The 26,269-nt window shown below is 53.0% G+C and carries 26 protein-coding genes; 18 read left to right on the forward strand and 8 right to left on the reverse strand.

Annotated features, from left to right (window positions below; all coding sequences use genetic code 11):
- Positions 1-82: 82 nt before the first annotated feature.
- The gene (gltC, locus tag BLT35_RS10555; RefSeq protein WP_054819029.1) at positions 83-976 is read left to right on the forward strand and encodes a glutamate biosynthesis transcriptional regulator GltC; all 894 of its coding nucleotides are present in this window, start codon (positions 83-85) and stop codon (positions 974-976) included.
- An 84-nt stretch (positions 977-1,060) separates the two neighbouring features.
- Here gltC and BLT35_RS10560 read toward each other — a convergent pair whose 3' ends face one another.
- Both BLT35_RS10560 and BLT35_RS10565 read right to left on the reverse strand, forming a co-directional pair.
- Positions 1,061-1,744 carry a zinc metallopeptidase gene (locus tag BLT35_RS10560; protein ID WP_054819030.1) on the reverse strand — a complete coding sequence of 228 codons (684 nt, stop codon included), beginning with the start codon at positions 1,742-1,744 and terminating at the stop codon, positions 1,061-1,063.
- 30 nt (positions 1,745-1,774) lie between these two features.
- Positions 1,775-2,203, reverse strand: a complete 429-nt coding sequence (locus BLT35_RS10565) for a helix-turn-helix domain-containing protein (protein ID WP_054819031.1) — start codon at positions 2,201-2,203, stop codon at positions 1,775-1,777.
- A 368-nt stretch (positions 2,204-2,571) separates the two neighbouring features.
- Here BLT35_RS10565 and BLT35_RS10570 point away from each other — a divergent pair, with 368 nt between their 5' ends.
- From BLT35_RS10570 to BLT35_RS10580, 3 genes are read left to right on the forward strand one after another with little or no spacing between them, the layout of a single operon-like run.
- Complete coding sequence (locus BLT35_RS10570; protein WP_373864965.1) at positions 2,572-3,960, forward strand: ammonium transporter; 1,389 nt, start codon at positions 2,572-2,574, stop codon at positions 3,958-3,960.
- Positions 3,961-3,998: 38 nt separating this feature from the next.
- Positions 3,999-5,066 (forward strand): DUF294 nucleotidyltransferase-like domain-containing protein, encoded by a 1,068-nt coding sequence (locus tag BLT35_RS10575; RefSeq protein ID WP_062407152.1) that lies wholly within the window; start codon positions 3,999-4,001, stop codon positions 5,064-5,066.
- A gap of 23 nt (positions 5,067-5,089) precedes the next feature.
- On the forward strand, positions 5,090-5,824 hold the full coding sequence (locus BLT35_RS10580; RefSeq protein ID WP_054819033.1) for an exonuclease domain-containing protein: 735 nt from the start codon (positions 5,090-5,092) through the stop codon (positions 5,822-5,824).
- 46 nt (positions 5,825-5,870) lie between these two features.
- On the opposite strand, the gene BLT35_RS10585 is transcribed toward BLT35_RS10580, so the two are convergent.
- On the reverse strand, positions 5,871-6,320 hold the full coding sequence (locus tag BLT35_RS10585; RefSeq protein WP_062407154.1) for a M67 family metallopeptidase: 450 nt from the start codon (positions 6,318-6,320) through the stop codon (positions 5,871-5,873).
- Between the two features lie 75 nt (positions 6,321-6,395).
- Positions 6,396-7,691, reverse strand: coding sequence for an MFS transporter (locus BLT35_RS10590; protein WP_062407156.1), 1,296 nt, complete (start codon positions 7,689-7,691; stop codon positions 6,396-6,398).
- A gap of 175 nt (positions 7,692-7,866) precedes the next feature.
- Between BLT35_RS10590 and BLT35_RS10595 the strand changes: the two genes are divergently transcribed.
- The gene (locus tag BLT35_RS10595; RefSeq protein ID WP_062407158.1) at positions 7,867-8,409 is read left to right on the forward strand and encodes a TlpA family protein disulfide reductase; all 543 of its coding nucleotides are present in this window, start codon (positions 7,867-7,869) and stop codon (positions 8,407-8,409) included.
- A gap of 56 nt (positions 8,410-8,465) precedes the next feature.
- Here the strand turns inward: BLT35_RS10595 and cimA are convergent, their stop codons facing one another.
- Complete coding sequence (cimA, locus tag BLT35_RS10600) at positions 8,466-10,088, reverse strand: citramalate synthase (protein ID WP_062407160.1); 1,623 nt, start codon at positions 10,086-10,088, stop codon at positions 8,466-8,468.
- Positions 10,089-10,254: 166 nt separating this feature from the next.
- Between cimA and BLT35_RS10605 the strand changes: the two genes are divergently transcribed.
- The 7 genes from BLT35_RS10605 (at position 10,255) to BLT35_RS10635 (ending at position 19,419) form a co-directional block, all read left to right on the forward strand.
- A complete protein-coding gene (locus BLT35_RS10605) occupies positions 10,255-11,562 on the forward strand; it encodes a DNA polymerase IV (RefSeq protein WP_074727873.1) in 1,308 nt (435 codons plus the stop codon).
- Positions 11,559-12,053 carry a molybdopterin-guanine dinucleotide biosynthesis protein B gene (gene mobB / locus BLT35_RS10610; protein WP_074727875.1) on the forward strand — a complete coding sequence of 165 codons (495 nt, stop codon included), beginning with the start codon at positions 11,559-11,561 and terminating at the stop codon, positions 12,051-12,053. Before BLT35_RS10605 ends, mobB begins: the two co-directional genes overlap by 4 nt.
- A gap of 99 nt (positions 12,054-12,152) precedes the next feature.
- Positions 12,153-12,389, forward strand: a complete 237-nt coding sequence (locus tag BLT35_RS10615) for a ferredoxin (RefSeq protein ID WP_054819035.1) — start codon at positions 12,153-12,155, stop codon at positions 12,387-12,389.
- Between the two features lie 142 nt (positions 12,390-12,531).
- Positions 12,532-14,406: a CHASE2 domain-containing protein gene (locus BLT35_RS10620; protein WP_083351267.1), complete on the forward strand. Its 1,875-nt coding sequence runs from the start codon at positions 12,532-12,534 to the stop codon at positions 14,404-14,406.
- Positions 14,385-16,217, forward strand: coding sequence for a FecR family protein (locus tag BLT35_RS10625; RefSeq protein WP_139170804.1), 1,833 nt, complete (start codon positions 14,385-14,387; stop codon positions 16,215-16,217). Before BLT35_RS10620 ends, BLT35_RS10625 begins: the two co-directional genes overlap by 22 nt.
- Before the next feature lie 28 nt (positions 16,218-16,245).
- On the forward strand, positions 16,246-17,847 hold the full coding sequence (locus tag BLT35_RS10630) for a stalk domain-containing protein (RefSeq protein ID WP_074727877.1): 1,602 nt from the start codon (positions 16,246-16,248) through the stop codon (positions 17,845-17,847).
- 156 nt (positions 17,848-18,003) lie between these two features.
- Complete coding sequence (locus BLT35_RS10635) at positions 18,004-19,419, forward strand: L,D-transpeptidase family protein (RefSeq protein WP_074727880.1); 1,416 nt, start codon at positions 18,004-18,006, stop codon at positions 19,417-19,419.
- A gap of 47 nt (positions 19,420-19,466) precedes the next feature.
- Here BLT35_RS10635 and BLT35_RS26905 read toward each other — a convergent pair whose 3' ends face one another.
- Positions 19,467-19,604, reverse strand: coding sequence for a hypothetical protein (locus tag BLT35_RS26905; protein ID WP_171005842.1), 138 nt, complete (start codon positions 19,602-19,604; stop codon positions 19,467-19,469).
- Positions 19,605-19,770: 166 nt separating this feature from the next.
- Here BLT35_RS26905 and BLT35_RS10640 point away from each other — a divergent pair, with 166 nt between their 5' ends.
- From BLT35_RS10640 to BLT35_RS10650, 3 genes are read left to right on the forward strand one after another with little or no spacing between them, the layout of a single operon-like run.
- The gene (locus BLT35_RS10640; protein WP_074727882.1) at positions 19,771-20,871 is read left to right on the forward strand and encodes a quinone-dependent dihydroorotate dehydrogenase; all 1,101 of its coding nucleotides are present in this window, start codon (positions 19,771-19,773) and stop codon (positions 20,869-20,871) included.
- 19 nt (positions 20,872-20,890) lie between these two features.
- The gene (gene yjbM / locus BLT35_RS10645; RefSeq protein ID WP_062407171.1) at positions 20,891-21,694 is read left to right on the forward strand and encodes a GTP diphosphokinase; all 804 of its coding nucleotides are present in this window, start codon (positions 20,891-20,893) and stop codon (positions 21,692-21,694) included.
- A gap of 34 nt (positions 21,695-21,728) precedes the next feature.
- Positions 21,729-22,154: a DUF309 domain-containing protein gene (locus BLT35_RS10650; RefSeq protein WP_235594243.1), complete on the forward strand. Its 426-nt coding sequence runs from the start codon at positions 21,729-21,731 to the stop codon at positions 22,152-22,154.
- A 73-nt stretch (positions 22,155-22,227) separates the two neighbouring features.
- Here the strand turns inward: BLT35_RS10650 and BLT35_RS10655 are convergent, their stop codons facing one another.
- On the reverse strand, positions 22,228-22,710 hold the full coding sequence (locus BLT35_RS10655; protein WP_074727884.1) for a thioredoxin family protein: 483 nt from the start codon (positions 22,708-22,710) through the stop codon (positions 22,228-22,230).
- Positions 22,711-22,933: 223 nt separating this feature from the next.
- Between BLT35_RS10655 and BLT35_RS10660 the strand changes: the two genes are divergently transcribed.
- Genes BLT35_RS10660 through BLT35_RS10670 form a run of 3 tightly spaced genes read left to right on the forward strand, consistent with a single transcriptional unit; the run spans position 22,934 to position 25,999 of the window.
- Positions 22,934-24,409 carry an RsmB/NOP family class I SAM-dependent RNA methyltransferase gene (locus BLT35_RS10660; RefSeq protein WP_074727886.1) on the forward strand — a complete coding sequence of 492 codons (1,476 nt, stop codon included), beginning with the start codon at positions 22,934-22,936 and terminating at the stop codon, positions 24,407-24,409.
- A gap of 2 nt (positions 24,410-24,411) precedes the next feature.
- Positions 24,412-25,167, forward strand: a complete 756-nt coding sequence (locus tag BLT35_RS10665) for a pseudouridine synthase (RefSeq protein WP_074727887.1) — start codon at positions 24,412-24,414, stop codon at positions 25,165-25,167.
- A 19-nt stretch (positions 25,168-25,186) separates the two neighbouring features.
- Complete coding sequence (locus tag BLT35_RS10670) at positions 25,187-25,999, forward strand: Cof-type HAD-IIB family hydrolase (protein ID WP_054820140.1); 813 nt, start codon at positions 25,187-25,189, stop codon at positions 25,997-25,999.
- A 96-nt stretch (positions 26,000-26,095) separates the two neighbouring features.
- Here BLT35_RS10670 and BLT35_RS26215 read toward each other — a convergent pair whose 3' ends face one another.
- Complete coding sequence (locus BLT35_RS26215) at positions 26,096-26,188, reverse strand: sporulation protein YjcZ (protein ID WP_082660651.1); 93 nt, start codon at positions 26,186-26,188, stop codon at positions 26,096-26,098.
- Positions 26,189-26,269: the final 81 nt, after the last annotated feature.

Below are 26,269 nucleotides of genomic sequence, written 5' to 3' on the forward strand. Positions count from 1 at the left end.
CCGTAATATATTATAAGCTTTTATAAGAGAACTTGTCCAATAACAATATGCATTAAAGTTAGGATACGGGAGGAAACACAACGTGGAACTCAGACAGCTGCAGTATTTTGTAAAGGTGGCGCGTAAACAGCATGTGACGCAAGCAGCCGAAGAGCTGCATGTAGCCCAATCGGCGGTCAGCCGGCAAATCCGCCAACTCGAGGAGGAGCTTGGTGTACAGCTGTTTGTGCAAAAAGGACGCAATCTGCAGATTACCGCGGTAGGGAAGCTTTTCTTAAGCCGAATCGAAGCTGTGCTTACGGACCTTGAACGCGCAGTGAATGAAATTCATGAATATTTGGACCCGGAGCACGGAGAAATTCGTGTAGGCTTCCCCCACAGTCTGGGTATATACTTGCTTCCGACCGTGATTGCACATTTTCGCAAAAACCATCCGAAGGTTAAATTTCGGTTGCGGCAGGGAACATACAATAGTCTGATCCGGGACGTCATGAAGGGTGAAATCGATTTGGCGTTTATTTCGCCGTTTCCCGAAAAGCACAGTCACGTTGCCGGCGAGCTGCTGCTCCGGGAGGAGCTGTATGCGATCGTACCGCAGGGGCATGTCCTGTGTGAATATCAAACGATTCGGCTTGAGCAATTGAAGGAAGATTCATTTGTGATGTTTAGCGAGGAATATTCGCTGCGTGCGATTGTGCTGGAGGCGTGCAGAAAGGCCGGTTTCTCACCGCGCATCGGGTTTGAGGGAGAAGAAACGGATACCATTCGGGGGTTAGTGGCAGCGGGCATGGGGGTCAGCCTGCTGCCGGAAATGGCGCTTACGGAAATCAGCGAGCTTCAACCGGTCAAGGTACGCGTTATTGAGCCGCAGGTCACCCGCAGCATAGGGCTGATTCATCGTACAGGGGAGAAGCTCCCGCTGGTTGCCGAGGTGTTCCGTGAATTCTTGATCGACTTCTTCATCAGGTACAAATAATCACGATATGGAGTCCGCCAGAAGCATAAAATGCCGCCCGGTGCTTGTTTAATGAAGCATCGGGCGGCATCTTTGTACCATCTGTTATTCGTTGCGGTTGGTGAAGATCATAATATATTTGACCAGCTCCAGCAGGGAGATCAGCGCCGCGGCGACATAGGTAAGGGCAGCCGCGTTCAATACCTTTGCTACTCCCCGTTCTTCATCGTTGGTGATAAAGCCCTCAGCGACCATCAGGTCACGTGCGCGGTTGCTGGCGTTGAATTCGACCGGCAGCGTAACAAGCTGGAAAGCTACGGCAGCGGAGAAGAAGATGATTCCGACGCCGAGCAGGAAGTTAAACTGCTGGAAGAAGAGACCCGCCAAGATCAGCAACGGAGCGACGCCCGAGGTCAGGTTGACCACCGGAAACATCCGGTGGCGAAGCACCAGCATCGGATAAGACTGTTGGTGCTGAATCGCGTGTCCAACTTCGTGGCAGGCAACCGATACGGCGGAGATGGAATTCTCGTAATACACCGGCTCCGACAGCCGTACGGCGCGGGCTATAGGGTCGTAGTGGTCCGTCAGCGCTCCCGGTACCGGTTCAACCGGGACGTCGTAAAGTCCGTTTGCATCAAGCAATCGGCGGGCGGCTTCGTAACCGGTCATACCTGAATGAATCGGAACCTCGGACCATTTATTGAAAGTTCCCTTGACCCGAAACTGCGCCCATAAGGAAAGACCGAACGCAACAATGATAAGGTAGTCCATAGGGTGAAAAAACATGGCTTCATTCCTCCGTTATATTTTTTATGATTAAAGGGGACCTTTACCCAACAGCAACAACAAGGCTTCGATACATGCAGCCGCAGACGGCGTCAGTGACTTGTGAAGCGTTTTTAGCTGGGACGGCTTCAGCTTCTCAAGCAGCGGTTCAACCTCTTTCGCCTCTTTCTCCAGCTGATGCAATAATACCTGTAAAGACGTCAATTTATCTGTCACTAATTCATCATGGCTAACCTTGTTCCACTGCTGCAGCGTAGCCTTGATTTCCTCTAAGGTATATTTCTCCCGCTTCATACTTTCAATACGTTTGAGCCGCATTAAGGTTTCATCGCTGTATAACCGGTAATTGGTATTTGATCTTTTCTCAGGTTGGATCAATCCGAGCTTCGTATAATAGTCGACTGTTCTGGGACTGACATTCGATAACTGAGCCAGTTCGCCGATTTTGTAAAGCTTCATATCCCCATGATATGCTCCCTCCATTTTCGCCATATGATGGTATTTTCAAGGTCTATAGAACTAATAATACTGAAACCGAACCATACAGTCAAACGTTATACTTTGAGCTTTTCGACGAATGAACGGAGAGGAAGATCAGAAAAGAAACAAATCTGTATTAAGAGGTTAGTATATGTTTGCCATATTACGAATATTCGATTTTTTTACAGCTTGTAAAACCGAATAATGTACATTTTATGTAAGGTTATTTTTCGTTTTTTACATGATTTATAGAAAAAAACCTATTGCCAAATGAAAAGTACGTGTATATAATGACAATATGAATTTCAATTGATGTTATATAAACTAACATTAAAAAGGAAGTGGTCATGATGTTAAAGAAGTTACTATTATCCACGGGCCTTATGTCAGTTTTGATTCCTGCGGCAGCCTTTGCTGAGGATGCGACGCCGGCGCAGCTGCAAGGGGCAGTCGATGCTGTATGGGTCATGCTGGCTGCCATTCTTGTCATCTTCATGCAGGCAGGCTTTGCTTTGCTGGAAGCCGGCTCCACCCGAATGAAGAATGCTGGCCACGTTGCAGGTAAAACGATTCTTACGTTCGGTATTTGCGCCATCGCGTTCTGGGCTATAGGTTTCGGCTTAGCTTTCGGTGACGGCAACGGGTTTATTGGAATGACAGGTTTCTTCGTAGACGGAACGGAAACCCAAGCGGCGGCCGCATTCGGAGCATTGAGCTTCTCGGACGTTCCGATCGGAATCAAGTTTTTGTTCCAGTTGGCTTTCGCAGGGGTATCGCTGGCCATTGCATTCGGCGGATTTGCCGAACGCGCCAAGTTATCGGTATACTTTATCTTTAGCGTACTGTATGTTATTGTCATTTATCCGATTGTTGCTCACTGGGTATGGGGCGGCGGATGGCTTGCAGGTCACGGTAAACAGGATTTTGCCGGCTCTACGGTCGTTCACCTGCAGGGCGCAACGGCTGCTCTCGTAGCGACGCTGATGCTTAAGCCGCGTATCGGTAAATATAATAAGGATAAAACGCCGAATTTGATTCCAGGCCATAACCAGGTCCTGTCCGTGCTTGGCGTCATTATTCTCTGGATCGGCTGGTTCGGCTTTAATCCGGGCTCCACTTTAAGTGCTATGGGTGACGGCTTCTTTGGATATATCGCCATGACGACGAATTTGGCGGCTGCTGCCGGAGGCGTTGCAGCGATTATCGTAGCATGGATGTATTTTGGCAAGGCGGATATTCCCAGCATGTTGAACGGTGTGCTTGCTGCACTGGTTGCTATTACAGCTTCTTGCGCATTCGTTACGGTCAGAGACGCCATCATTATTGGCGTAGTTGCCGGCGTCATTACTTTCTTTACGGCACAATGGTTTGAAAAAGCAGGGATTGACGATCCGATTTACGCCTTCTCCGTACATGGTATTGCCGGAATATGGGGAACGCTGGCCAATGGTATTTTCGCCACGCCGGAGCTTGTCGAGAAAGTAGGCGTAGGTAAACCGGGGCTTCTCTATGGCGGAGGCTTTGAGCAATTGGGCGTGCAGGCGATGGGGGTATTCAGCGCATTCTTCTTCGTACTTGTCCTGTCCTGGATCATCCTGTCGATCTTGAAAGCGACCATCGGTCTTCGTGTGACGGAGGAAGAAGAAATCATCGGTCTTGACCTGTCCGAGCACGGTACGTATGGCTACCCTGAGCAAATGAAGAAAGCGGCTCAAGGCGGCACGGTGAATGCATAAGTAAACAAAACGCCTTCGTTTTTAAAGGGGATGTCGGTATGGAACGCCTCTCATTGGAAATGATTCAACAGGAAGCAGCCAAAGCTCACAGCTTGCAGGAGCTAAGGATCTTTCGGGATCAGGCGCATGAGGAGCTTCAGCGGCATCTCCTTTTTGCCCGTCCATTGGATTGGAATAGAAAAGTGAATACATTGCATGATGCGATCATCCGTCGGGTCATTCAACTGTCGGAAGCGCAGCTGGTTCGCGAGTCGGGCGAAGCCCCGCCGGTTCCTTACGCATTCCTGCTGTTCGGCAGCGGGGGGCGCGGCGAGCAAACGCTGTGGAGCGATCAGGATAACGGGCTTATCTATGCCGAACCGGACAGTGAAGAGGCGAAAGCCGGGGCGGAACGTTATTTTGCCGGACTGGCGCAGCGCATTTCAGCCAATTTGGAGGAGGCGGGATATCCGCCTTGCAGCGGCGGCGTGATCTGCACCAATGACCAGTGGCGCAAGTCGGCGGCCGGATATCGGCGGATGCTGCGGGAATGGCTGGAAAACCCGCATTGGGAGCATGTAAGGTATTTGCTTATCTCGGCCGATGTCCGAACGATATATGGCGATCCCGGTTTAGACGGCGCGATCTCCGGCGAAATCATCGGGTTCATCAAATCGAACCCCGCAATGCTGGAGCATATGCTTCATAATACACTGCATCATAAAGTTTCGATCGGGTTATTCGGTCAGCTCATTAAAGAGCGCTATGGCGAGGATGCGGGAGGCGTGGATGTCAAATACGGGGCCTATATTCCAATGGTTAACGGAATAAGGCTGCTCGCTTTGGAAGCGGGGATTCGCGTCTCATCGACCGAAAGGCGTATACAGGAGTTGATGGCAAACGGTCACGTAGATCAAGAAATCGGCCGCGATTGGCTGGAGGCGTTGACCATCGCCCTGAAGCTGCGTTCCATGACGCCTTATCAAATAGAAGGCAGCCACTACACTACCCGCGGGAAGCTTACACCGGAACAGTTGACCAAGGAACGAATAACGGAGCTTAAACGTTGTCTGCGTATCGGAATCGATCTGCAGAAGTATGTGAAAAGCAAATTTGCTAAAAGATAGAAAAGGGTTAGGAGAGATCTTCAATGAAGGATATGAAGCCGGCCGGAAGGATGTGGCATCTGTACAAAACGGGCGGGTTCACTTCTGCTCTTACCTCGATGTTCGATGTGCAGAGCGCCCAGCAGATGGCCTTCATTCGATCCATCATGAAGGAGCAACGGAAAAATTCATTGTACGACATTCCTTTACATTCGGTGGAACTGGTGGTATTCGATTTGGAAACCACCGGATTCTCTCCTTATAACGGGGATGAAATCATTGCTTTCGGTGCGGTCTCGGTTAACGGAAGCCAGATTGCCGAAAGCCAAACCTTCTACAGCCTGGTCCATCCGAAACGTTCGATTCCGGACGAAATTGAGAAGCTGACCGGGATCACGAATGAAATGGTGGCAGAAGCGCCGGACCTGCTGCATGCGCTCAGAGGGTTTCTTGAGTTTGTGCAGCGGAAGGTGCTTGTCGCCCACGGTTCCGGGCATGATAAGCATTTCCTCAATTCCGCGCTGTGGAAAACCTCCAGAGTGAGCCTGTCCCACCGGTTGCTCGACACTATGATGATCGCCAAGTGGCTGAATCCCAGGCTGAAAGCCTATGATCTGGATACGCTGCTTGATCTGTACGGAGTTGAAGTGACCAAGCGCCATCACGCCCTTGAGGATGCTTTGATGACGGCGAGGCTGTGGTCCAAACTGATGCTGGAAGTGCAAGCCAGAGATATCCAGACACTGGGCGACCTGTATACGCAATTAAGTTATCATTGACTCTTCTCCGGCGAGCGGATTGGCGGATTCGTGAACCGGGATTTTTTTATTTACAGTCTGATTCCAGGATTTCAAAGGGGTAGGAAGTATAGTGCCAGGTTCCGTCTCCTTGCTGGACATATTGATAAGCCTTCACCAAGGGGATTTGGGGATCTTCCAAAGAGACAATCCAATGCCATGCTGCTCCCCGCCAGGATGACCGTATGTCCTCTGCCGAAGGAACGGGAGGGGTGCGCGGATGCGAATGCACGATCCCCGCAGGTTTCTGATTCCCATGGCGCCCAGCAAATAAAGCCCGAATCATTTCTTCCGGATCCATCAAAAAATGCCGCTCCGGCTCGTTGTGGACGTTGGCTACCGGTACAAAATAATCCATCTCTCTTTCATTGCTCCCAAACAGAAAACCGCAGGCCTCCTGCGGCTTTTGCTCGATGCAGTGCCGAAGCATGGCAGTCCATGCCTCACGGCGGATACATAAGCTTTTCAGTATGCTCATCGTATAACGGCGACCTCATTCCAAACAGGATGGTTAGCACCATTATACAGGATCCGGCGCCTGCACGCCTCCCTTTTAGCCTCCGACCTTCCCCTCCGGTTTAATGAAGAAAAATACGAGGCCAAGCGCCAATAAGGCCAATGCCGTAACGGAAATAAATACAATCTGATGCGATTTTTCCATCATCCAGCCAAATAAGGGCGGTCCGGCCGCAACACCCAAAAATCTCAGGCTGCTGTATATGGAAGTAATCATGCCTCTCTGTTCGCGTTCGACAGAGCCGGTAATCATCGTATTCAGACAAGGCAGGAGGAGTCCCGTACCGATGCTGCTGAGCGTCAGCAAGCCGATGAACAAGGTTAGATTTTGGTTAAAGAAGAAAATGCATAAGCCCAAAGACACGGTCATCAAAGCAAGTCCGATATTCATAAGCCACCGCATCAGTATTCCGTTCTTCTTGATGACGGAGCCGGTTGTGTAAGAGGTAACCACCAGGCCGAGGAGGGGAATAGCCAGCACAAATCCCTTTTTGACGCCGTCAATATAGTAAGGCTCGAGCTCAAGAATGTCGGATAAATAAAACAGGACGCCGAATAAGACGAACAACGCCAGGGATCCTGCAAAGAAGGACGTGATTAGCCAACGGCCTTTTTCTTTCAGCACCTTCCCGATATTTTTCATGTATGGCCCCGGTTCGGGAGCTTTTTTTTCTTTTTTCGGTTCTTTAAGCAGAAACATAACGGCCAGTAAGGACATGAGACAAAAGAAAGGGAAAGCGAAAAAGGGGGCGTACCATACCCACAAGGCGAGCAGCGCGCCCAGGATCGGGCTGATGACCTTTCCGGCTCCATTCGAAGCTTCGGTCAAGCCGAGCGCCTTGCTTTCCGTTGCTTCCTTATACATATCGCCCGCCAAGGCCATAGCGATGGGAGCCGTACCTGCCGCTCCAAGTCCTTGGATGGCTCTTGCGATAATGATCACCGTGTAGGAGTTCCACACGGCCCCGAAGCCTGCCAATACCCCCGCAGCCCCATATATAATTAATGAAGGGATCATAATGGCCTTTCTGGAGAAGCGGTCGGACAAATAGCCGGAAAGCGGAATGACCAGGCCCGCCGTGACGGAGAACAGGGTGATGACGAGGCTGCTCTGAAACTGGCTGATCCCCAGCCGTTCCTGCATATCCGGCAGGATGGGAACGAGCATGGAATTCCCGAGCACAAGCACCAGAGGTACGGTGGCAATAGCGATAAATTCCCAGACCTGCCCTTTGGACGCCTCATTGTTCCGGCCTGATTCCTCCGATTTGTATTGCGGTTCAATATCGCTGTCGAAAAAAATTTGAAGCTTTTTCCTTTTGCTTTTTTCCATGTCGAACCTGCCCCTCTGAAGACAAAAGAATGTAGCTCTAATGTTCCCGTACCCTAGCGGGATCATGCCTTCCGGCTTATTCCAGCAGAAACAAAGGCACAGCCTGAAATCTTTCTGTAAATGAGGGGAATACTTAGGAGGAGAAGCACAGCGGGTCGGACTGGAGGAACCACTCATGAAAAAAAACGCAATACTGCTGCTGGTCGCGTTGCTTTTGGCAGGCATTGCCTTTTACCAACATGTCAGGGGGCCTGAGTCCTCTACACAAGCTGCATCGGCAATGAACCGGCTGGCTGTAGGTCAGCCTGTGCCCCAAATCATATTACAGGGGCTGGACGGCTCGGATTATCGGCTTGGCGGAGCCCGGGATAAACCGTTGGTGATAAACTTTTGGGCATCCTGGTGCAGGCCCTGCCATGAAGAAGCGCCTGATTTAAGTCAGGTATACGAGCGGTATCAAGGCAAAATCGATTTGTATGCAGTTAATGTAACAAAAGATGACAGTATAAACCTGGTGCAAAGCTTTGTGCAGCAGTATCGCTATACGTTTCCTGTCCTTCTGGATTCGAAAGGAGAAGCGGCGTCCGCTTACCGGATTTTATTTGTGCCGACCAGCTTTCTGATCGACCGTCAGGGGAGGCTGCTGGAGGTTATTCATGTCCTCCCTAAAGAGGAACTGGATAAAAAAATCAGAAGGCTCGTCGAATCGGCGGCCTGAAAAAAAGCCGCAGTCCTGTTTAAGAATTAAACAGTCTGCGGCTTTTACTATAGGTTTTAATGATTGATGAGCCCGACCTGTTCCCGCTGCTGTTCTTTAAGTTGGCGGGCGGCCCGGGTTTGGCTCAGCAAGGCGTAGCGCATGCTGTCGACCAGCGCCTGCCAGCTTGCTTCAATGACATTTTCGGATACGCCGACTGTACTCCATGTGGATTGGAAATCGGACGATTCAATCAGCACCCGAACTTTTGCGGCTGTCGTATCCTTCTCGTCCAATACGCGAACCTTGTAGTCCGTCAAGTGCATATTTTGCAGCCCCGGATAATACTGCATCAGGCATTTGCGCAGCGCATTATCCAACGCATTGACCGGGCCGTTGCCCTCGGCAGCGTTATAAACAGTCTCGCCGTGTACCTTGACTTTAACGATGGCTTCGGAAACAACCGGTTGGTCCTCGGATTTGGCAACCATGATTTTAAAGGATTCCAACGTGAAGACTTCTTCCAGATGTCCGTATGCGCCGCGGATAAGCAGTTCCAATGTAGCGTCGGCCCCTTCGAATTGATAGCCTTGATGCTCCATCTCTTTAATTTGGGCGATCAATTGCTTCGTCTGCTGGTTATTGGTATTGAAATCGAGTCCCAGCTCCTGCGCCTTGAACACCAGATTGCTTTGACCCGCCAGCTCGGAAACAAGAACACGCTGCTTGTTGCCTACCAGCTCCGGCGTAATATGCTCGTATGTGCTGGAATTCCGCAAAATGGCGGACACGTGGATGCCCCCTTTATGGGCGAACGCAGCGGTGCCGACGTACGGCTGGTTCATCGGCATGTGCATGTTGGCGATCTCGCTGACGTAACGGGCGACATTCGTTAAGTTTGCCAGCTGCTCGTCGCTGATGACATCATATTTCAACTTTAATTGGAGGTTCGGAATAATCGAGACGAGATTCGCGTTCCCGCAGCGTTCTCCGTATCCGTTAATCGTCCCCTGAACCTGGGTGGCTCCGGCCATAACTGCGGCGATACTGTTAGCGACCCCGACCTCACAGTCATTGTGGGCATGAATGCCGATCGGACATTTCACCGCCCGGCGTACGGCGGCAACGATTTCCGATATCTCATGAGGAAGCGTCCCTCCATTGGTATCGCAGAGGGCAATCCAATCGGCTCCGGCTTCTTCCGCTTTCTTGATGGTTGCCAGGGCGTATTCCGGATTGCTTTTGTACCCGTCGAAAAAATGCTCCGCGTCATAGATGATTTCCAAACCGCGGCTCTTCAAGTAGCGGACGGAATCATAAATCATCGCCAAGTTTTCTTCAAGCGTCGTTTGAATAGCCGTGTGCACCTGGAAATCCCAAGATTTGCCGAAAATCGCGGCGGCTTGTACACCGACTTCCAGAATGCGGTTCAGGTTGGCATCGTTCTCAGGCAAAGTGTCCTTGCGGCGCGTGCTGCCAAAAGCGGTTACTTTGGCCTGCTTAAGACCAAGCTCCTTGACACGAATGAAAAATTCAATATCTTTATTGTTGCTTCCCGGCCATCCGCCTTCAATATAGGAAACGCCCAGTTCATCCAGCTTCTGGGCGATTTTGAGTTTGTCTTCGACAGACAGGCTGATGCCTTCCCCTTGAGTTCCATCTCTCAAGGTCGTATCGAATATTTTAATTTTGGCTCCCATGGTAAAGTCCTCCTGTTCCATTAACCTGTATACACCATCAAATGAATGAAAAATAGATTTCATAATTATAGCACATTGTTTCTTGTAAAGGATATTATTAAAATAAAAATAACACCTATCTTTTTAATGACGAGTATACTGACATCAGGGCGAGGTGACCTTGAACATGCCGGAAAGAAAGCCGGGGACCGGGGATGGTTATCCCGTGAACGGTAGAGTCATACTCCATATCGATATGAATGCATTTTATTGTTCCGTGCATGAGGCGGTGGAACCTGACAAATACAAAGACAAGCCGCTGGCCGTCGCCGGCAGCGTGGAACTGCGGAAAGGGATAATTGTCACTTGCTCCTACAAGGCCCGCAGCAAGGGAGTGAAGACGGGGATGCTTGTCGGGCAAGCGCTGAAGCTTTGTCCCGAACTGATTGTCATCCAGCCGGATTTTGAACTCTACCGGAGCTTCTCCAGACGGTTTATGAAAATCGCTTACGAATATTCGCCGCTGGTCGAAGCCATGTCTATTGACGAATGCTACGTGGATATTACAGGCTCCAAGACGTTCGGGACACCGCTTGAGATTGCTTCGGCCATTCAGGAACGAATTCGCAAAGAGCTGCACCTTCCTTGTTCGATCGGCATAGCTCCCAACAGACTGCTCGCCAAGATGGCGTCGGATATGAAGAAGCCCAACGGCATTTCCGTGCTGCGCAAAAGGGACGTGCCGGCCATGCTCTGGCCGCATCCATGCTCCTATTTATACGGGATCGGGAAGAAAACCGCCGAAAAGCTCAAAAGGCTGCAGATTCATACGCTTGGTCAGCTGGCGCATGCCGATGAGGCGGTTTTAATGCATCATTTTGGCGTGCTGGGGCCGGTCTTGAAGCATGCTGCGAACGGAGAGGACGATTCGCCGGTCAATCCGGAGCGGGAACAAAGCAAGTCGATCGGGCATACGACGACCCTGCCGGTCAATTATACGGAGTATGCCGATATTCACCGGGTATTCCTTAATTTGGCCGATCAGGTGGGCCGGAGGCTGAGGAAGCAAGGGCTATTGGCTCAGACCGTGCAAATCACCATCAGGGATCCCGATATGAAAACCATCACGCGTGCGGCGAAGCTCAATGAACCGACGGAGGACGCCTCGGACTTTTACCGCCTTGCTTGCCGCCTGTTCGACACGCATTGGAAGGCGGGAGATCCGGTAAGGCTGCTGGGGATCACGCTGCAAAGTCTGTCTCCCAAACGGGAAGCCGCCGTTCAGCTGGATTTATTCAGCTATCAGAAGCAGCCTGCGAAAGAGAAATTGACCCAAACACTGGATGCGCTGCGCGACAAATTCGGCGAGGGAGCCGTTCTTACCGCGGGAATGCTCGGCAACGACCCTTCGACGCTGATCCGCAACGCAAAAATCCGCGGCACCTCCCTGCAAATGGATCACCTCAGATTAAAGGGACTGGAGGAAGAGGAGTGAAAACGAAGGTGATCGGCTTTACCGGCTATGCGAACAGCGGCAAGACCACGTTAATCCGGAGATTGACGGAGCACTATGAGGCCAAAGGCATAAACGTGGCCGTCATAAAACACGACGGGCACGGGCATTATAAAGAAGCGGCCGATACGGACTCGGCCCGGTTTATTCAATCGGGGGCCTCGGCTTCCATTGTCATATCGCCGGATTCCGTCCGGACCTATGAACGTCGGATAATGCCGCTATCCGATATGATCGAAACGCTGCAGGAGCGCTACCAGTATATTTTCGTGGAAGGATTCAAGCGCGAGCCGCACGCGAAAATCGCCGTCTTCCGTACCGAAGAGCAGGCGGATATCGTTAGCTCCCTCCCGGTTCCGCCCGTCGCTTGGGTTACAACCGATGTTGCTTTGGCCGAACACCGTGTTCCGGACTGCCCTGTTTTTCAGCCGGACGATATTGAATCGATAGCGTGCTTTATCGAAAACCTATAACGATACGTTATCATTATGTTCGCTACTTTCTATTTGAACTTTATAGGCATTTATATTATATTTTAGGATGAGGTAAACAATAAGGGAGGAAGATTAGACATGGCTAAATACACATGGGTGGACAAAGAAACCTGTATCGCCTGTGGTGCTTGCGGCGCAACGGCACCTGACATTTACGATTACGACGATGAGGGTCTTGCTGAGGTAATCTACGATAACGACGGCAACAAAGGCGTAACTGAAATTCCGGAAGATCTGTACGATGATCTGCAGGATGCGCAAGACGGCTGCCCTACGGATTCCATTAAAGTGGCGGACGCTCCTTTCAATAAGTAAGACTTCAGAATTATAACAAGGCTTGTTCCTGATGCGGGGAACAGGCCTTTTTTCTGTTTTTCTACATTTTTTTCGCCGGATGTATAGGATTATATGGTAATATAAAAATTGGTAATTTGCGAGTTGGCGTAGGGGGTAATCTATGAAAAAAGGAATGAGCGAAGCCGGGGTTACCCTTATAGGCAATGGTTTCATCGCACTGCTGTGCGTACTGCTTCTGGCGACCGGCCCGTTACAGGTGCTGTCCAATTCATTATATGATTTTAATATCAGGCAAACCATGTTGCAAGCACCGCATGAAGACATTCTCGTCATCGGGATAGATGAGCGGTCGATCAAGGAAGCCGGTCCATACCCCTGGGATCGAAGGATTTATGCGGAACTGATTTCCCGCCTGGAGGAAGCGGGAGCGAAAGTCATCGCTTTCGATATCGAGCTGTATACGGACAGCAATAACCCGGAGAGCGACAAGGCGCTGGCCGAAGAGCTTGCCAAACACCGCAATATCCTTATCCCCTCTCATGCCCATGTGGAAGGAGAGTTTCAGCGAACGACCACGGTCAAAGCGGGCGAGCTGATCAAGGCCCGGTCTGTGACGGATCCGATTCCGATGTTCAGCCGTTCTGTATACAGAACACATATCAACATGACGCTGGACAGCGATGGGGTAGTCCGCTCCCATTGGATGCAAATTGATACTCCGCGGGGAGTATACCCGACGCTGAGCCTTGCTATGGCGCAGTTGGCCGGGTTGGATGTAAGCCGGTTTCTGGATTTGCCCTTGATAGACAAACGTCCCCAATCCGAAATGCTGATCCGTTGGGATGGCAAGGAGAACGATTTCGAAACCGTTTCTTTCATTGACGCATGGAATGGAACGGTGCCTGCCGAGACGTTCCGCGACCGTCTGGTGCTTGTGGGCTACACCGCCCCCGGGTCCGATCAAGGGATTACGCCCGTAGAGAAGCACATGCATATGGTTTACGCGCATGCCAATATACTGAATCAGATTTTAACGGGCCAAGTGATTACCCCGGTGCATAAGGCATTTGGGATGGCGCTGGCTTTACTTACCATGCTGCTGCTCGGCTTCAGCACCTGGAGACTGAAGGCTAATGCGGGCATCATCGCGGCGTCAGGCGTCATTCTTATGCTGTTCGGCGGCCAGTTCGCGCTGTTTGCCTTCAGCTCGCAATATTTGGATGTTATGGCTGCAGCCGTATGCGGCGTGATAACCTATCTGGGCAATCTGGCCATGAAAGCTTATTTTGAGACCAGACAAAAAAATTATATCACCAGGCAATTCGGCCGCTACCTTTCACCCGACCTGGTCAAATCCATCGCCGACAGCAAGCGGGAAATTCAGCTGGGGGGCATCAGCAAGGAGCTTTCGATCCTGTTCCTGGATGTGCGCGGATTCACTCCGCTTTCAGAGAAGCTGAAGCCGGAGGAAGTGGTCGATTGTCTCAATAGGTTGTTTAACCTGATCACCGAACGGGCGCTGCACAATCATGGCACAATTGACAAATTCATCGGCGATGCCGCGATGATCTTGTACAATGCGCCGCTCGACGTACCTGACCATCCTTATTACGCGGTCAAAACGGCCTATGAAATTCAAAAGGGAATGGAGAAGGTCAGGGCAGAAATATGTGAGAAATACGGCGTAACCCTCAGTGTCGGCATAGGGATTAACACCGGCGAAGCCGTTGTCGGCAACATCGGTTCCTACCTCCGCGTGGATTATACGGCGATCGGAGATCACGTCAACACGGCGGCACGAATCGAATCCCATACGGAGCCAAACCAGATTCTCGTATCCGAAGCGACGTATGAGCTGACCAAAGCATACTTCGAATACCGCTATGCCGGGGAAAAGCGGATGAAAGGCAAAAGCCTTCCCTTGAAGCTGTTCGAGGTGGCGGGCGTCAAAGGGGCTCCGGCTTCCGGGAAGGACGGGATTCCTGCTTCTGCGTTAAAGAAAGGGGTTTTCAGGTGGAGAAAGCAAATCGGTTGAAAAGGAAAAAACGGGCAGCAGTGTTCATGTGGTTGATGATGTTCGCCCTGCTCTTCTCTATGCTGTCATTCGTACCGGCCCCGCCCGTTCAGGCTAAAAGCGTGCGCGCTGCAGTAGTGGTTGAGGTCAAAGGGAATGTGACTTACACCAAATCCGGGGGTTCAAAGTCGCACCGCGCCTATGTGAATTTGAGCCTGAACCGAGGCGACGCCATATCGACAGGGTCTTCTTCTTCCGTCGTCATACGCATCGTTGACCGTGAGGATGAACTGACGATCGGTTCGAACGCGGAAGTGTATATCGCGGATTTGCTGGAGGAGAACGGCGGCAAAAAGTCCAAAGTGAAAGCATGGGCCGGTTCGTTATGGGCAAAGGTGAAATCGCTGGTGAGCCCGGAGGATGAGTTCGAGGTGGAGACGCCTACGGCCGTCATGGGTGTTCGGGGGACGCAATATATGACGCTTGTCGATCCGGTTACCGGCAGAACGACCATGTACGTGGCGGCGGGTATCGTAGAGGCGACGTCGACGCTTTCCACCGGTTCGGAAGGCCATCCGTCGGGATCTGCTGCCGTATACCCGGCGCAGCAAATCGACATGGATTTGCGGGCGCAGGCCGAGGATTTAAGGATTCTGGTATATTATGCGGAACCCAAAGCCATCGTCGAGTCTGCATCGCCGCGAGTGCTGGAAGCATTCCTGACCGCCATACCGGAGATTCAGGCGGAGAATGAAGGAATAAAAAACCGGATGCAGGAACAATTCAATCAAGGCATCCGGCAGCCGGACGACCGGTCGATTCTGAGGTACCTTACGCAGGATGAATTGGACAACGTCTTGCGCAACTTCGACGCTCTCGTGACGGAACTGGTTCAAGAGGCCGTGAGAGCAAACAAGCTGGATCCGCGAAAGGTAGATGAAGTGAATGCCCGGATTACGGATCCGGGCAAGAGAATCGACTTGACGCAGCCCCCGGCAGTCGACAGGACGGCAGGGCTGGACCCGGCCATTGAAAGGCTGAAGCAGGTCAACAGGAATACGGAAGCAAGCCCTGCAAGACTGGAACGGCTCCGGATGGAGCAGGCTATGCGGAAGCTGGGGCCTTATTTGGCGGAGCTGGCAGGCGAAAGGAACAGGTTGGCGGAGGAGAACCGAAAGACGGAGGACGCTGCCAATCAGAGAGCCTCGGAAGCCTTGATGAATCAATTGTCCGATTCGGAACGCCGGAAGTTCTTGGAGAATCGGCTCAAGCTCGGGGAGCTGATGAATTCCAATACCCCGGCACCGCCAGCTGGCGGCGGTCCATCCGGCGGCGGAGAACCTGCCATACAAGTGCCGGGTCCTGTTAAGCCGGCCGTAACGGTCAAGCAGCATGGATCGCCTGTAAACGGCTTTATTCATCTTGATCTGGAAATGCGGCATTTTACGGACAAGGAGCCGTTCTACGCCGTGGAGGCTCACCTCGTCTACAATCAGAGCGAATTGAACTATAGGCAAACAGCGAAATTTACGAATGCGGCCAGTGCTGTATTCAAGGACCGGCAAGCTGCAGAGACATTGACCCAGCACAAGGGTGAGACGCAAAATGAGCTGATATACGCAGCATCGCAATATGAAACCGGTCCAGATCAGCCTGTGGATCACATCCGGTTGAACGGATCCGGACTGTTGGCGCGCATTCCGCTGCAAGTGTTGGATTCGGCCGCCAATACGGCGAATGTCGAGCTGGTATACGTGAAGGTCGTCGATAAAGAAGGCAGGACCGTTTACGAGCTGACAAGCCCGCAATCGATCACGGTTATAACGAGGTAAAGGTTTGTGCGTACGGAAGGAGAAACCAATGAATAAAGCTGTACTACGGGCCGCTTTAGCCGTCCTGGCTTCCGTCATGATCGGCGGTCAGGGCGCCTTAGCCGCCTCTTGGGAAACGGATAGTCTCCGGGGCCCGGAGCAGCAGATCATGGTCAATGTCACCAGTCAGGCAGGCTCCGGGGATATGGGCAGCATGAACGGGGCGGAGAAGAATGCGACGTTTCGTATTCCGTCCCGGCTTACCGTGCTGCCGGACAGCACGGTACTGATTTCGGATTCAAGGAATCATATGATTCGCATGCTGGCTCAAGGAAGGGTCGGCACCTACGCGGGCATCCTGTATGAAATGGACGGTAAAGGGTTTCCGGTCGGAGGTCTTTTGGACGGACCGGGCGACATGGCTCTATTCCAGGAGCCGCACGGGATGGCCGTAGATGCCGGAGGCAATGTCTATGTAGCCGATGCGGGGAATCACGCGATCCGGAAAATCGACGCTTCCGGCAGAGTCTCTACCGTAGCCGGAAACGGTTTGATCGGATTAAAGGACGGCAGGGGAAAAGACGCCTCCTTCTACCGCCCGACGGATGTGGTTGCCGCGCCTGACGGAACGCTGTATGTAGCGGATACGCTCAATCATGTCATCCGCCGCATTACTCCGTCCGGTGAGGTAAAGACGCTGAATGCCCCTTCAACCCGGGCCGTGGAAGTGTCTCCGGGCCAGGCTTCACCGGCCGGCGATTACGCCGACGGCGACTTGAAACAGGCGAAATTTAACGAGCCGGGCGGGCTCGTGATGGACGACAAAGGCAATTTATATGTCAGCGACTCGGGCAATCAACGCATTCGCTATATCGATTTGCAGGCGGGTACGGTAACCACCGTAGCCGGAGGAGGGACCGCCTCCGCGACCAAAGACTTGTATGCTCCGGGGGATTATGCGGACGGAGAAGCGGGCCATGCCAGATTCAACTTCCCGCTCGGCCTGGCACGGACAAGGGAAGGCGGGCTGATTATTGCGGACAGTCAAAACCACGCGGTTCGTTATTTATGGAACGGCCGGGTTACTACGCTTGCAGGCGTACCAGGCAGCACCACGGGCGAGCTGGACGGCATTGAAGGACACGCGCGGATGCATAGGCCTACCGGTGTAGCCGTACAAGCTGACGGCAGCATTCTGGTGGCGGATGCCTATAACAACAAGCTGCGTCAAATTCGTTTGTACAGCCTTCCGGCGGATTTGCCCAAGGACAACAACGTCAAGGTCGTAGTAGACGATCAATGGATTCCATTCGAAGTCCATCCGGATTTGACAAACGGCCGCACGATGGTACCGGTCCGCACCCTGGCGGAAGCGCTTGGCTATGAAGTGACGTTCGACGCCGGGACCCGCACCGTACGGCTCAGCAAGGACGGTACAATCATTGAAATGGGCATGGACAGGAATGGATTAAAGCGGACGGCAAAAGGCAGGGAATGGAGCTCGGAAACGGATGCGGCGCCTTATATCAAGCAGGACCGCATGTTCGTTCCTATACGTTTCGTTGCAGAAGCAATCGGCCTGGACGTCCAATGGGATAACGCTTCCCGTACGGCCATCCTCCGTCATAAGACCATCGACACTGCGCGTTAAACGTTCAAAGCCGGGAAGAGGGCTATCTTCCGACTTTCAATGAAATTCGCCTTCCCGGCCGATCGTTCGGCCTGCGGAAGGCGTTTTTGTTCCCCATACTCTCAAAAACCGCACGGCAAACGCCGATAATTTAGTGGACGAGGCGGAAAGAGGGGAATGCTCTTGAAATCGAAGGATCCAAAAGATCAGCTTCAACTCTTTTTTAAGCAGGACCCGCAGTATTTAAAAACATATGTCAAAGAGCATCCGAACAATAAGATGGCGTGGTACTTGCTTGGACGCGAATACGAAGCGCAGGGCAAACAAGGCAAGGCGCTGTATTGTTACGCCCAGGCAGGCGAAATATACGAGGCTTATGAGAATCAGAAGGTCAATCTGCCCCCCGAAGCATTGGAGCAGATCCGGGGTTGGGGCTCGACCCGCAAGCGCCGCCGCCGTATGGGCCGTCTCCGATTAGGCTTGGCGCTCCTGATGTTGGCGGCTGCGGTATTATTCGCGCCAGGCGCTCCTTCATTGCCTGTATACGTAACGGAGAAGGAAGTGCCGCTCCCGGAAGGCGTAACCCCCGCACAGCTGCAGGAGACAAAAGTCTATTATATTACCGGAGGGAAGACCCAGGAAAGGATCGGAGCCGCTTTACAGAGCATGCTGCTGGAGGAGAGAATCAGCAGCTTCGCGATTTTGGCCAGGGGGATTCCGATGGGACAAACCTCGTGGATCAGCTGGCTGAGAAAGCCGGAGGTGCTGCTTTCCGTCGAAGCGAAGCAGGATGCTTCGCAGCAGCAAATCAATTACCATGATGCCGAGAGCTGCGGCTGTCAGCCGGCCGATCCTGGCAAGGCGGAGCAGATCGTAGCCGCATGGATGTCCAAAAAGGAGCAGGAGCTCGTGCTGAAATCAGCCATAGCGTATTATACCAAAGCGAATGGCCGGGCACCGGAGCAGTTGACGGAATTAACCGCGCCTTATCCCGGTAATGTGCTGCCCGGCGTTACCGCGGACATGCAGGAGCTGTTCGACCGGCAGAAAGATGAAATCGCTGCCGAAACGGCCGAATGGGTAAAGCAAAACGGGTCGCCAAAAGCGTCAGAGGCCATGCCGGGCGCGGAAGGCTTGACGAGGCCGATGAAGGAGCCGCTGCGGATTGTGGTCGACAAGTCCGCCCACCGTTTGGCTCTAGTCAGCGGCAATCTGATCGTGCGCAGCTACGCCGTCGGGCTGGGAGGCGACCGTACGCCCGAAGGGACCTTTGCGATCACGGAAAAGGTCCGCAACCCGAACGGGAAGTCGAACGGAGAGTTCGGCAGCCGGGGCATGACGCTTTCGGATACCCTTTATGCCATTCACGGAACGAACCGGCCGTCGAGCATCGGCAAGGACGAGTCCCTGGGCTGTATCCGGATGCGCAAAGAGGATGTGGAAGAACTGTTCGACATGACGCCGCTCGGTACACCGGTAACGATCGGCAGAGGGCTGCTGCCGGCGGAAGAATCACGCAGCGGGAGCCCGTTCAGGCTGCCGCTGCAGACCGGGGAAACGAACCCGGGGAAAGTGTACCGATGGCTGAACTGAAAGGTCGGCTTGGCCGGACAGAGGCTTCGGGCTTCCCTGGAGGATGGCTAGCTGCCGAGGATGAGGAGTACGGCCATGATGATGACAATCGCTGCAAATATGGAGCTGATCCAGATGATCAGCTTTTTGTTCGGCTGCTCCTTCGCTTTGCGCTGCAAATAGGAGGAGTTTTTTTTCTTTGGCATGACAATCGGCCCTTCCGAAAGAGTGAGTTTAAACATAATATTAACATAATGCAGCCGGATTGGCAGGGGGATTTTGCAGCTTGTCCTCTTTATTTTTGTCCCGCAAAACGATACACTGTCAAAAGAGAGTAAAAGACGAGAGAACGTGCGGGGAGAGGACAGAAGTATGCTTTACAAAAAAATCGCCAAACCGGTTCTATTTGGGATGGACCCGGAAAAAGCGCATCATGTTATCATTGACGGAATGCATACGGTCGGTAAGCTGCCAGGGGGGCGAATGCTGCTCCGTTGGGTATGGGGGGTTCGGCCGGCTCCTGAGCTGGAGATGCAGCTTTGGGGAATTACGTTTGCCAATCCTGTCGGATTAGCAGCGGGACTGGATAAGAATGCGAAGGCGGTCCCCGCATTTTCAAACATCGGCTTCGGGTTTATGGAGGTTGGAACGGTAACGCCCAAGCCCCAGGCGGGCAATGAGCTGCCCCGCTTGTTCAGACTGCCGGAGGACGCTGCGCTGATCAACCGAATGGGCTTTAATAATGTAGGCATTGAAGGAATGAAGCGTAATTTGCGGAATCAGGGGAAGCGAACGATCCCGCTGGCGATTAATATCGGCAAAAATAAATCGACGCCAAACGAGCAGGCGGAGGAAGATTACCGTGCATGCATCCAGGCGCTGTATGGTTACGGCGACTTTTTCGTTGTGAATATCAGCTCTCCGAATACGCCGGATTTGCGCAATCTTCAGCATGGAGACGACTTGTCCAGGCTGCTTGCTGCCGTAAAGGACGAGGTACGCAAGCAGCATGCGCGCTTTGGCGGAAGGGAAAAGCCCGTGCTGGTGAAAATCGCTCCGGACCTGCAGCCGCAAGAAGTGGAATATATGGTGGATACGATCTTGCGGAGCAATATTTCCGGCATCATCGTCTCGAACACGACCATCTCCCGCGACGGGCTGCAGAGTGTGCACCGCAGCGAGGCCGGGGGATTGAGCGGCCGTCCGCTCACTAAGCGATCCACGCAGCTCATTCGCGCTGTTTACAAAGCAACAGGCGGGCAGCTTCCGATTATCGGTTCGGGGGGGATTTTCTCCGCGCAAGACGCCTATGAAAAAATACGGGCCGGGGCCAGTCTGGTTGAAGTCTATACGGGATTGATCTATGAAGGTCCTGCTCTTATCGGACGCATTAACGAGGGACTTCGGGCTTTACTTCGAAAGGACGGTTTCAAGCATATTTCCGAAGCGATCGGTTCAGAGCATCGAGGCTAGGAGAATGGAGGAGTAGCGAGTGGACGGACGCGATTGGAAAAAATTCCTTATGCCCTATGAACAAGCGGTTGAGGAATTGAAAGTAAAGTTCAAAACCATGCGCGCAGAACTGAAAATCTGGGAGGAATATTCTCCGGTTGAATTCGTCACGGGCCGGGTCAAACGGATTTCGAGCATTCTGGAAAAATCCAAGCGGCTCAATGTGCCTATGGAAAAGCTGGAGACAGGTATCGAGGATATTGCCGGGATCCGGATCATGTGCCAATTCGTCGAGGACATTGAACGGCTGGCCGAACTGATCCGCAAACGCGAGGATATGAAGCTGATCTACGAGAAGGATTACATTCTCAATAAAAAGCCAAGCGGCTACCGCAGCTACCATATGATCGTAGAATACCCGGTACAAACGGCGCTCGGTATGAAGCGGGTATTGGCCGAAATCCAGCTCCGCACGCTGGCGATGAATTTTTGGGCTACGATTGAGCATTCGTTGAACTATAAATATCGGGAAAGCCTGCCGGAGAAGGTGCTGAACCGGCTCAGCAAGGCGGCGGAAGCGGCGTTTCTGCTCGACCAGGAAATGAGCAACATCCGCGAGGAAATTATGGAAGCTCAGAAGCTGTTCGAGGATAAATCGAACATCGTCAACCGGGTTCTAAACGGCATCCAGGAGCTGTATTTTTACCACCGGGTTCGCGAGGCGGCGCAGTTTCAGCTGCGCTTCAACGAGCTTTGGGATACGGATGACGTCTGGCATTTGAAGCGTCTTTCCAGCGAAATCGAAGATGCCATCATCCGGGCCAAAAAAGGTTCTACGCCGTAAACCGGCTCCGGATAAAATGGGGGAGGGTTGCCCTTTGAATACCTATGATCCTCTGTATGTACAGTTTGTATACTATTTTAATGAAGCAAGGGATTACTTCGAATGTCACGAGGTGATGGAGGAATTGTGGCTGGAAGAAGGCCGAAATCCTCTTTATCAAGGCCTGCTGCAGGTAGCGGTAGGCCTTTACCATTATAGGAACGGGAATGTGAACGGGGCGATAAAGTTGTTTACCGCTGCGATAGAAAAGCTGGAGGGATATCCGGGCGATCGTCTCGGGATCGATCTGCACCAGCTTCGCGAGGACAGCAAAACGTATCTGGCGAAGCTTCTTCGTTTGGAGGAAGAACCGTTTGCTTTTTACGATTTGGATATTCGGGTCACGGATCCGCAGCTGGAAGCGCTGGTGGAAGAGCTTCGCCTGCATCCGCCGGAGGCTCATGAAGAGGATGCGCCGTGAAGGCCCCGGGATCATAGGGACAACGGGCTGAAAAAAGCAGAGGACAGCGGCTCCTCTGCTTCTATGTGAAGGGCTATTGTTTATGTTTGGCGATAAAGCTGCGGAACGTATCGGCGGTTTGTTCGCCTTCCAGACGTTCTACTTCTTTGCCGTCTTTATAATATACGAAAGTAGGCGTGAATTGAATATTATACCGCTGCCAGGCGTCACGGTATTCCTCCAGGTTAAATTGTTTGACATCCACGTTCAGTTCTTTGGCGACAGGCATCAGCACCGGAGTCGTCGCTTTGCAGTGGGAGCAGGTGGATGCAAAATAGTAGAGGAAAAAATCTTCCTGTGCGGCGATTTTCTTGTCCAGTGCGTCAGGTAAAATAATGTTCTGGTAGTTAGGATCGTCAAGCAGCTTCAGCGTTTCGGGATGAAGCTTGCTCGGGTCAATGCCGTATACATTATCGGCATACTTGCCGTATTTGGCTTGATTGGCCTGCTGATTTACAAAATAAAGCGCGCCGAAGAGAACGACGATGATGGATAAATAAATGCCAAGCTTTTTCATAGTGCTCCTCTTTTCTTCTTAGTGATGTAACGTTCTTTCAAAATATTCGTTACTTACTCTTTCGGTTCCTTCTACGATTGTACCCTAAAAATGAAGGAATTTCGAACTTGCGGATGACATGAGCGGTTGAAGCGGATGCGGGGACCCGCTCGTTGCGGAGCCGGACGATAATAAGTACAATTGGACTAATGCCTGTAGAACAATTAAAGTGAGTTGAGAACTGATGACGGTGCTGATGCTGCCTGAAGCATTTTTGGATAAAATGGAACGTTTGCTGGGGGCGGAGTCTGCGGATTTTCTGGCTTCCTACCATAAGGAGCGGCTGTACGGGCTGCGTGTCAATTCATTGAAGCTCAAGCCGTCCCGGTTTCAGGAGCTGACGAAATTCCGGCTGGAGCCGGTGCCCTGGACGGAAACCGGGTTCTATTACCGTGAAGAGGATCGTCCGGGGAAGCATCCGCATTACCATGCCGGACTATACTACATCCAGGAGCCAAGCGCTATGGCGCCTGCGGAGCTGCTCGACGTACGTCCCGGCGACCGGGTGCTTGATTTGTGCGCCGCGCCCGGGGGCAAAACCACCCAGCTCGCCGGGAAGCTGCAGGGGACCGGCGTGCTTGTCGCCAATGACGTGCATCCGGACCGGGTCAAGGCGCTGGTGAAAAATATCGAGCTCAGCGGAGTTCGAAACGCGGTTGTGCTCAATGAAAATCCGGACAAGCTGGTGGAGCCTTTCGCCGGATATTTCGATAAAATCCTGGTCGATGCCCCCTGCTCGGGGGAGGGGATGTTCCGCAAGGAAGAGGACATGGCGAAAGCCTGGCGTCCGGATTGGCCCGGGAAGTACGCTGCGATACAGCGGATCTTGCTGCGGCAGGCGGCTCGTATGCTGCGTTCCGGCGGTCGGCTGGTGTATTCGACCTGCACGTTCTCGCCGGAGGAGAATGAAGCGATCATCGCGGAGTTTCTTGAAGCGCATCCTTTATTCGAGGTGGAGCCGATTCCGGAACGCAGCGGCTGGATGCCGGGACGTCCTGACTGGCTGGGCGAACAAGGCGGCCGCGCGGCCGAGGTTGCCGGCACGGCAAAGCTGTGGCCCCATCGCCTTGAGGGCGAAGGCCACTTTGTCGCGGTGCTGCGCCATCGCGGGCAGGCTGCGCCGGAGGAGGCGGGCGCGCGGCCCTTCGTGACGCAGGCCGCCGCTAAGGCGCCACGCCGGGAAGGCAAGCGGCCCGCGAAGGCCGCGGCGGCCGACCCGCGCGAGGCGCTTGCGCGCTTTGCGGCGGAACAGCTGGCGGCGGCGCCGTACGACGCCGCGGGCCTTGTGTGCCGCGGCGAGCATGTGTACGCTGCGCCAATGGGGCTGCCGCCGCTGGACGGAGTCCGGGTCATCCGGCCCGGCTGGTACCTCGGCAGCGCCGCGGGCCAGCGCTTTGTGCCGTCGCACGCGCTGGCGATGGGGCTGCGCGCGGAGGAGGCGCTGCGTACGGTGACCTTCACGGCCGACGATCCGCGGGCCGTGCGCTACTTGAAGGGCGAGACGCTGATGCACGCCCCCGACGAGCTGCGTACGGCCGGAGAAGGTGTGCCGGCCAAGGGCTACTGCCTCGTCTGCATCGACGGTTTTCCCGCCGGCTGGGCCAAATGGCAGGACGGCCTGCTCAAGAACGAATATCCTCCCGGCTGGAGGTGGACATAGAGATGAAAGCAACGCTTCGTTTAGACAAGCTTCTCGCTCATACGGGCTTCGGTACGCGCAGCGAGATCAAACAGCTGGTAAAACGCGGAGCCGTCAGTGTGAATGGCAGGACGGTCAAAGACAGCGGGCAGCAGGTGCATCCGGAGCGCGATGAAATCCATGTGGACGGAGAGCCGGTCGTGTACCGGGAATTCGTTTACCTGATGCTGAACAAGCCGCAGGGTGTTGTTTCGGCCACGGAAGACACCCGGGACCGTACTGTTCTGGATCTGATCGATAGTAGGTACGCCCATTTTGATTTGTTTCCCGTCGGACGGCTGGATAAAGATACGGAAGGGCTGCTGCTGCTGACCAATGACGGCAAGCTGGCTCATCAATTGCTGTCTCCCCGCAAGCATGTGCCCAAAACGTATTATGCCGAGGTAGAGGGAGCCGTAGACGAAAGCGATAAGGCTGCGTTTGCCCGCGGCGTCACGTTGGATGACGGGTACGTCACGATGCCGGCGGAGCTTGTCATTCTGCACAGGGGAAACCCGGCGCAATCCGAGCTGTCCCGTATTGAGCTCACCATTATGGAAGGGAAGTTTCATCAGGTAAAACGCATGTTCCAATCGGTTGGGAAACGCGTCGTTTTTCTCAAACGGATCGCCATGGGACCGCTGAAGCTTGACCCGAATCTTCCTGCAGGGAAGTACCGGGAGTTGACGGAAAAAGAACGGCTGTCTTTAAAGGAGCATGGTGAATATCATAAGAGCTAGAGAAGGAAGTGGGCAGGAAATGCAATACCAATTAATTGCGCTTGATGTGGACGGAACGCTGTTGAACGACAATTACGAGCTGACAGAGCGTACGGTATCCACACTCCGGCGGGTTCATGAGGCGGGGAGCCGTATCGTGCTGTGTACCGGGAGAGCACCGGAAAGCTCGGTTCCGATTATGGAGCAAATGGGATTTGAGGGGGTGCTGATTGCGCATAACGGGGCCGCTACGGTCGAGACGCCGGGCTCCCGGCTGCTGCATGAATTTTCTTTTCCGATCGGGCATATTGCGGGGCTTGTCCAATACTGCCGCGCGGAGCATGTGCATTTTGACTTGAACACCTCATGGAAAATGTATGTGGAACACGTAGGCGAAGCGGAAGCGGCGATGTACGAAAAATATATGGCGGTTCCGGAACGGGTCGATGATGTGCTTGCCTTGACGGTACCTATCGTGAAATTTACGATGTTCGGTTCGCAGGAAGCGATGGATCGGGTAGAACGGCAATTGGCTTCATTCGACCTGCCGTCCTCGCTTCAAGCGATCCGGAGCGGAGCGCATTTTATCGACGTCATGCTCAAATCCGTATCCAAGGGACGTGCGCTGAGCAACCTTTCCGGGATGTGGGGGATTGAACCGTCCTCTATTCTGGCCATGGGCAATTATTATAACGATATCGACATGCTCCGCTTTGCCGGGCTTGGCATAGCCATGGGCAATTCTCCGGAGGAGGTCAAGCTGGCTGCGGATGAGGTTGCACTTTCAAATAATGAGGAAGGCGTGGCAGAAGCGCTTATGCGTCATGTGTGCCCGGAGTTGGCGGGCCAATAAGCGTATGTATGAGCTGCCGCGGCCGGCAAAAGAAGGCTTGGAGAATGCTCCGGCCTTCTTTTGCCGGCATGCTCTTTCATGGATTACCGCAGCAAATCAATAAATGCCTGCCCTAAGCAAGACCACCAGCAGAATAAACAAAACCAGAATGACACCCGTCGATGTGAAATAACCGTGAGAATGAGACATGGAAATACCTCCTTAACGTGATTGTTTTCATCCAATGCCGCATTGAAATCTTTTATAGGGCAACTGTCTGCTATAGGATAT

This window comes from Paenibacillus naphthalenovorans, assembly GCF_900099895.1.
Taxonomy (GTDB): Bacteria; Bacillota; Bacilli; order Paenibacillales; family NBRC-103111; genus Paenibacillus_G; species Paenibacillus_G naphthalenovorans.

Bases quoted from the DNA above. Each gene is read 5' to 3' on its own strand.
- BLT35_RS10585 (WP_062407154.1), bottom strand. From the start codon at position 6,320: ATGAGCATACTGAAAAGCTTATGTATCCGCCGTGAGGCATGGACTGCC.
- BLT35_RS10590 (WP_062407156.1), bottom strand. From the start codon at position 7,691: ATGGAAAAAAGCAAAAGGAAAAAGCTTCAAATTTTTTTCGACAGCGAT.
- BLT35_RS10560 (WP_054819030.1), bottom strand. From the start codon at position 1,744: ATGTTTTTTCACCCTATGGACTACCTTATCATTGTTGCGTTCGGTCTT.
- BLT35_RS10565 (WP_054819031.1), bottom strand. From the start codon at position 2,203: ATGAAGCTTTACAAAATCGGCGAACTGGCTCAGTTATCGAATGTCAGT.
- BLT35_RS10670 (WP_054820140.1), top strand. From the start codon at position 25,187: ATGCAATACCAATTAATTGCGCTTGATGTGGACGGAACGCTGTTGAAC.
- BLT35_RS10575 (WP_062407152.1), top strand. From the start codon at position 3,999: ATGGAACGCCTCTCATTGGAAATGATTCAACAGGAAGCAGCCAAAGCT.
- BLT35_RS10655 (WP_074727884.1), bottom strand. From the start codon at position 22,710: ATGAAAAAGCTTGGCATTTATTTATCCATCATCGTCGTTCTCTTCGGC.
- BLT35_RS26215 (WP_082660651.1), bottom strand. From the start codon at position 26,188: ATGTCTCATTCTCACGGTTATTTCACATCGACGGGTGTCATTCTGGTT.
- BLT35_RS10570 (WP_373864965.1), top strand. From the start codon at position 2,572: ATGATGTTAAAGAAGTTACTATTATCCACGGGCCTTATGTCAGTTTTG.
- BLT35_RS10605 (WP_074727873.1), top strand. From the start codon at position 10,255: ATGCCGGAAAGAAAGCCGGGGACCGGGGATGGTTATCCCGTGAACGGT.
- BLT35_RS26905 (WP_171005842.1), bottom strand. From the start codon at position 19,604: ATGCCAAAGAAAAAAAACTCCTCCTATTTGCAGCGCAAAGCGAAGGAG.
- BLT35_RS10660 (WP_074727886.1), top strand. From the start codon at position 22,934: ATGACGGTGCTGATGCTGCCTGAAGCATTTTTGGATAAAATGGAACGT.
- BLT35_RS10635 (WP_074727880.1), top strand. From the start codon at position 18,004: ATGCTCTTGAAATCGAAGGATCCAAAAGATCAGCTTCAACTCTTTTTT.
- BLT35_RS10615 (WP_054819035.1), top strand. From the start codon at position 12,153: ATGGCTAAATACACATGGGTGGACAAAGAAACCTGTATCGCCTGTGGT.
- BLT35_RS10630 (WP_074727877.1), top strand. From the start codon at position 16,246: ATGAATAAAGCTGTACTACGGGCCGCTTTAGCCGTCCTGGCTTCCGTC.
- BLT35_RS10595 (WP_062407158.1), top strand. From the start codon at position 7,867: ATGAAAAAAAACGCAATACTGCTGCTGGTCGCGTTGCTTTTGGCAGGC.
- BLT35_RS10640 (WP_074727882.1), top strand. From the start codon at position 19,771: ATGCTTTACAAAAAAATCGCCAAACCGGTTCTATTTGGGATGGACCCG.
- BLT35_RS10580 (WP_054819033.1), top strand. From the start codon at position 5,090: ATGAAGGATATGAAGCCGGCCGGAAGGATGTGGCATCTGTACAAAACG.
- cimA (WP_062407160.1), bottom strand. From the start codon at position 10,088: ATGGGAGCCAAAATTAAAATATTCGATACGACCTTGAGAGATGGAACT.
- BLT35_RS10665 (WP_074727887.1), top strand. From the start codon at position 24,412: ATGAAAGCAACGCTTCGTTTAGACAAGCTTCTCGCTCATACGGGCTTC.
- BLT35_RS10620 (WP_083351267.1), top strand. From the start codon at position 12,532: ATGAAAAAAGGAATGAGCGAAGCCGGGGTTACCCTTATAGGCAATGGT.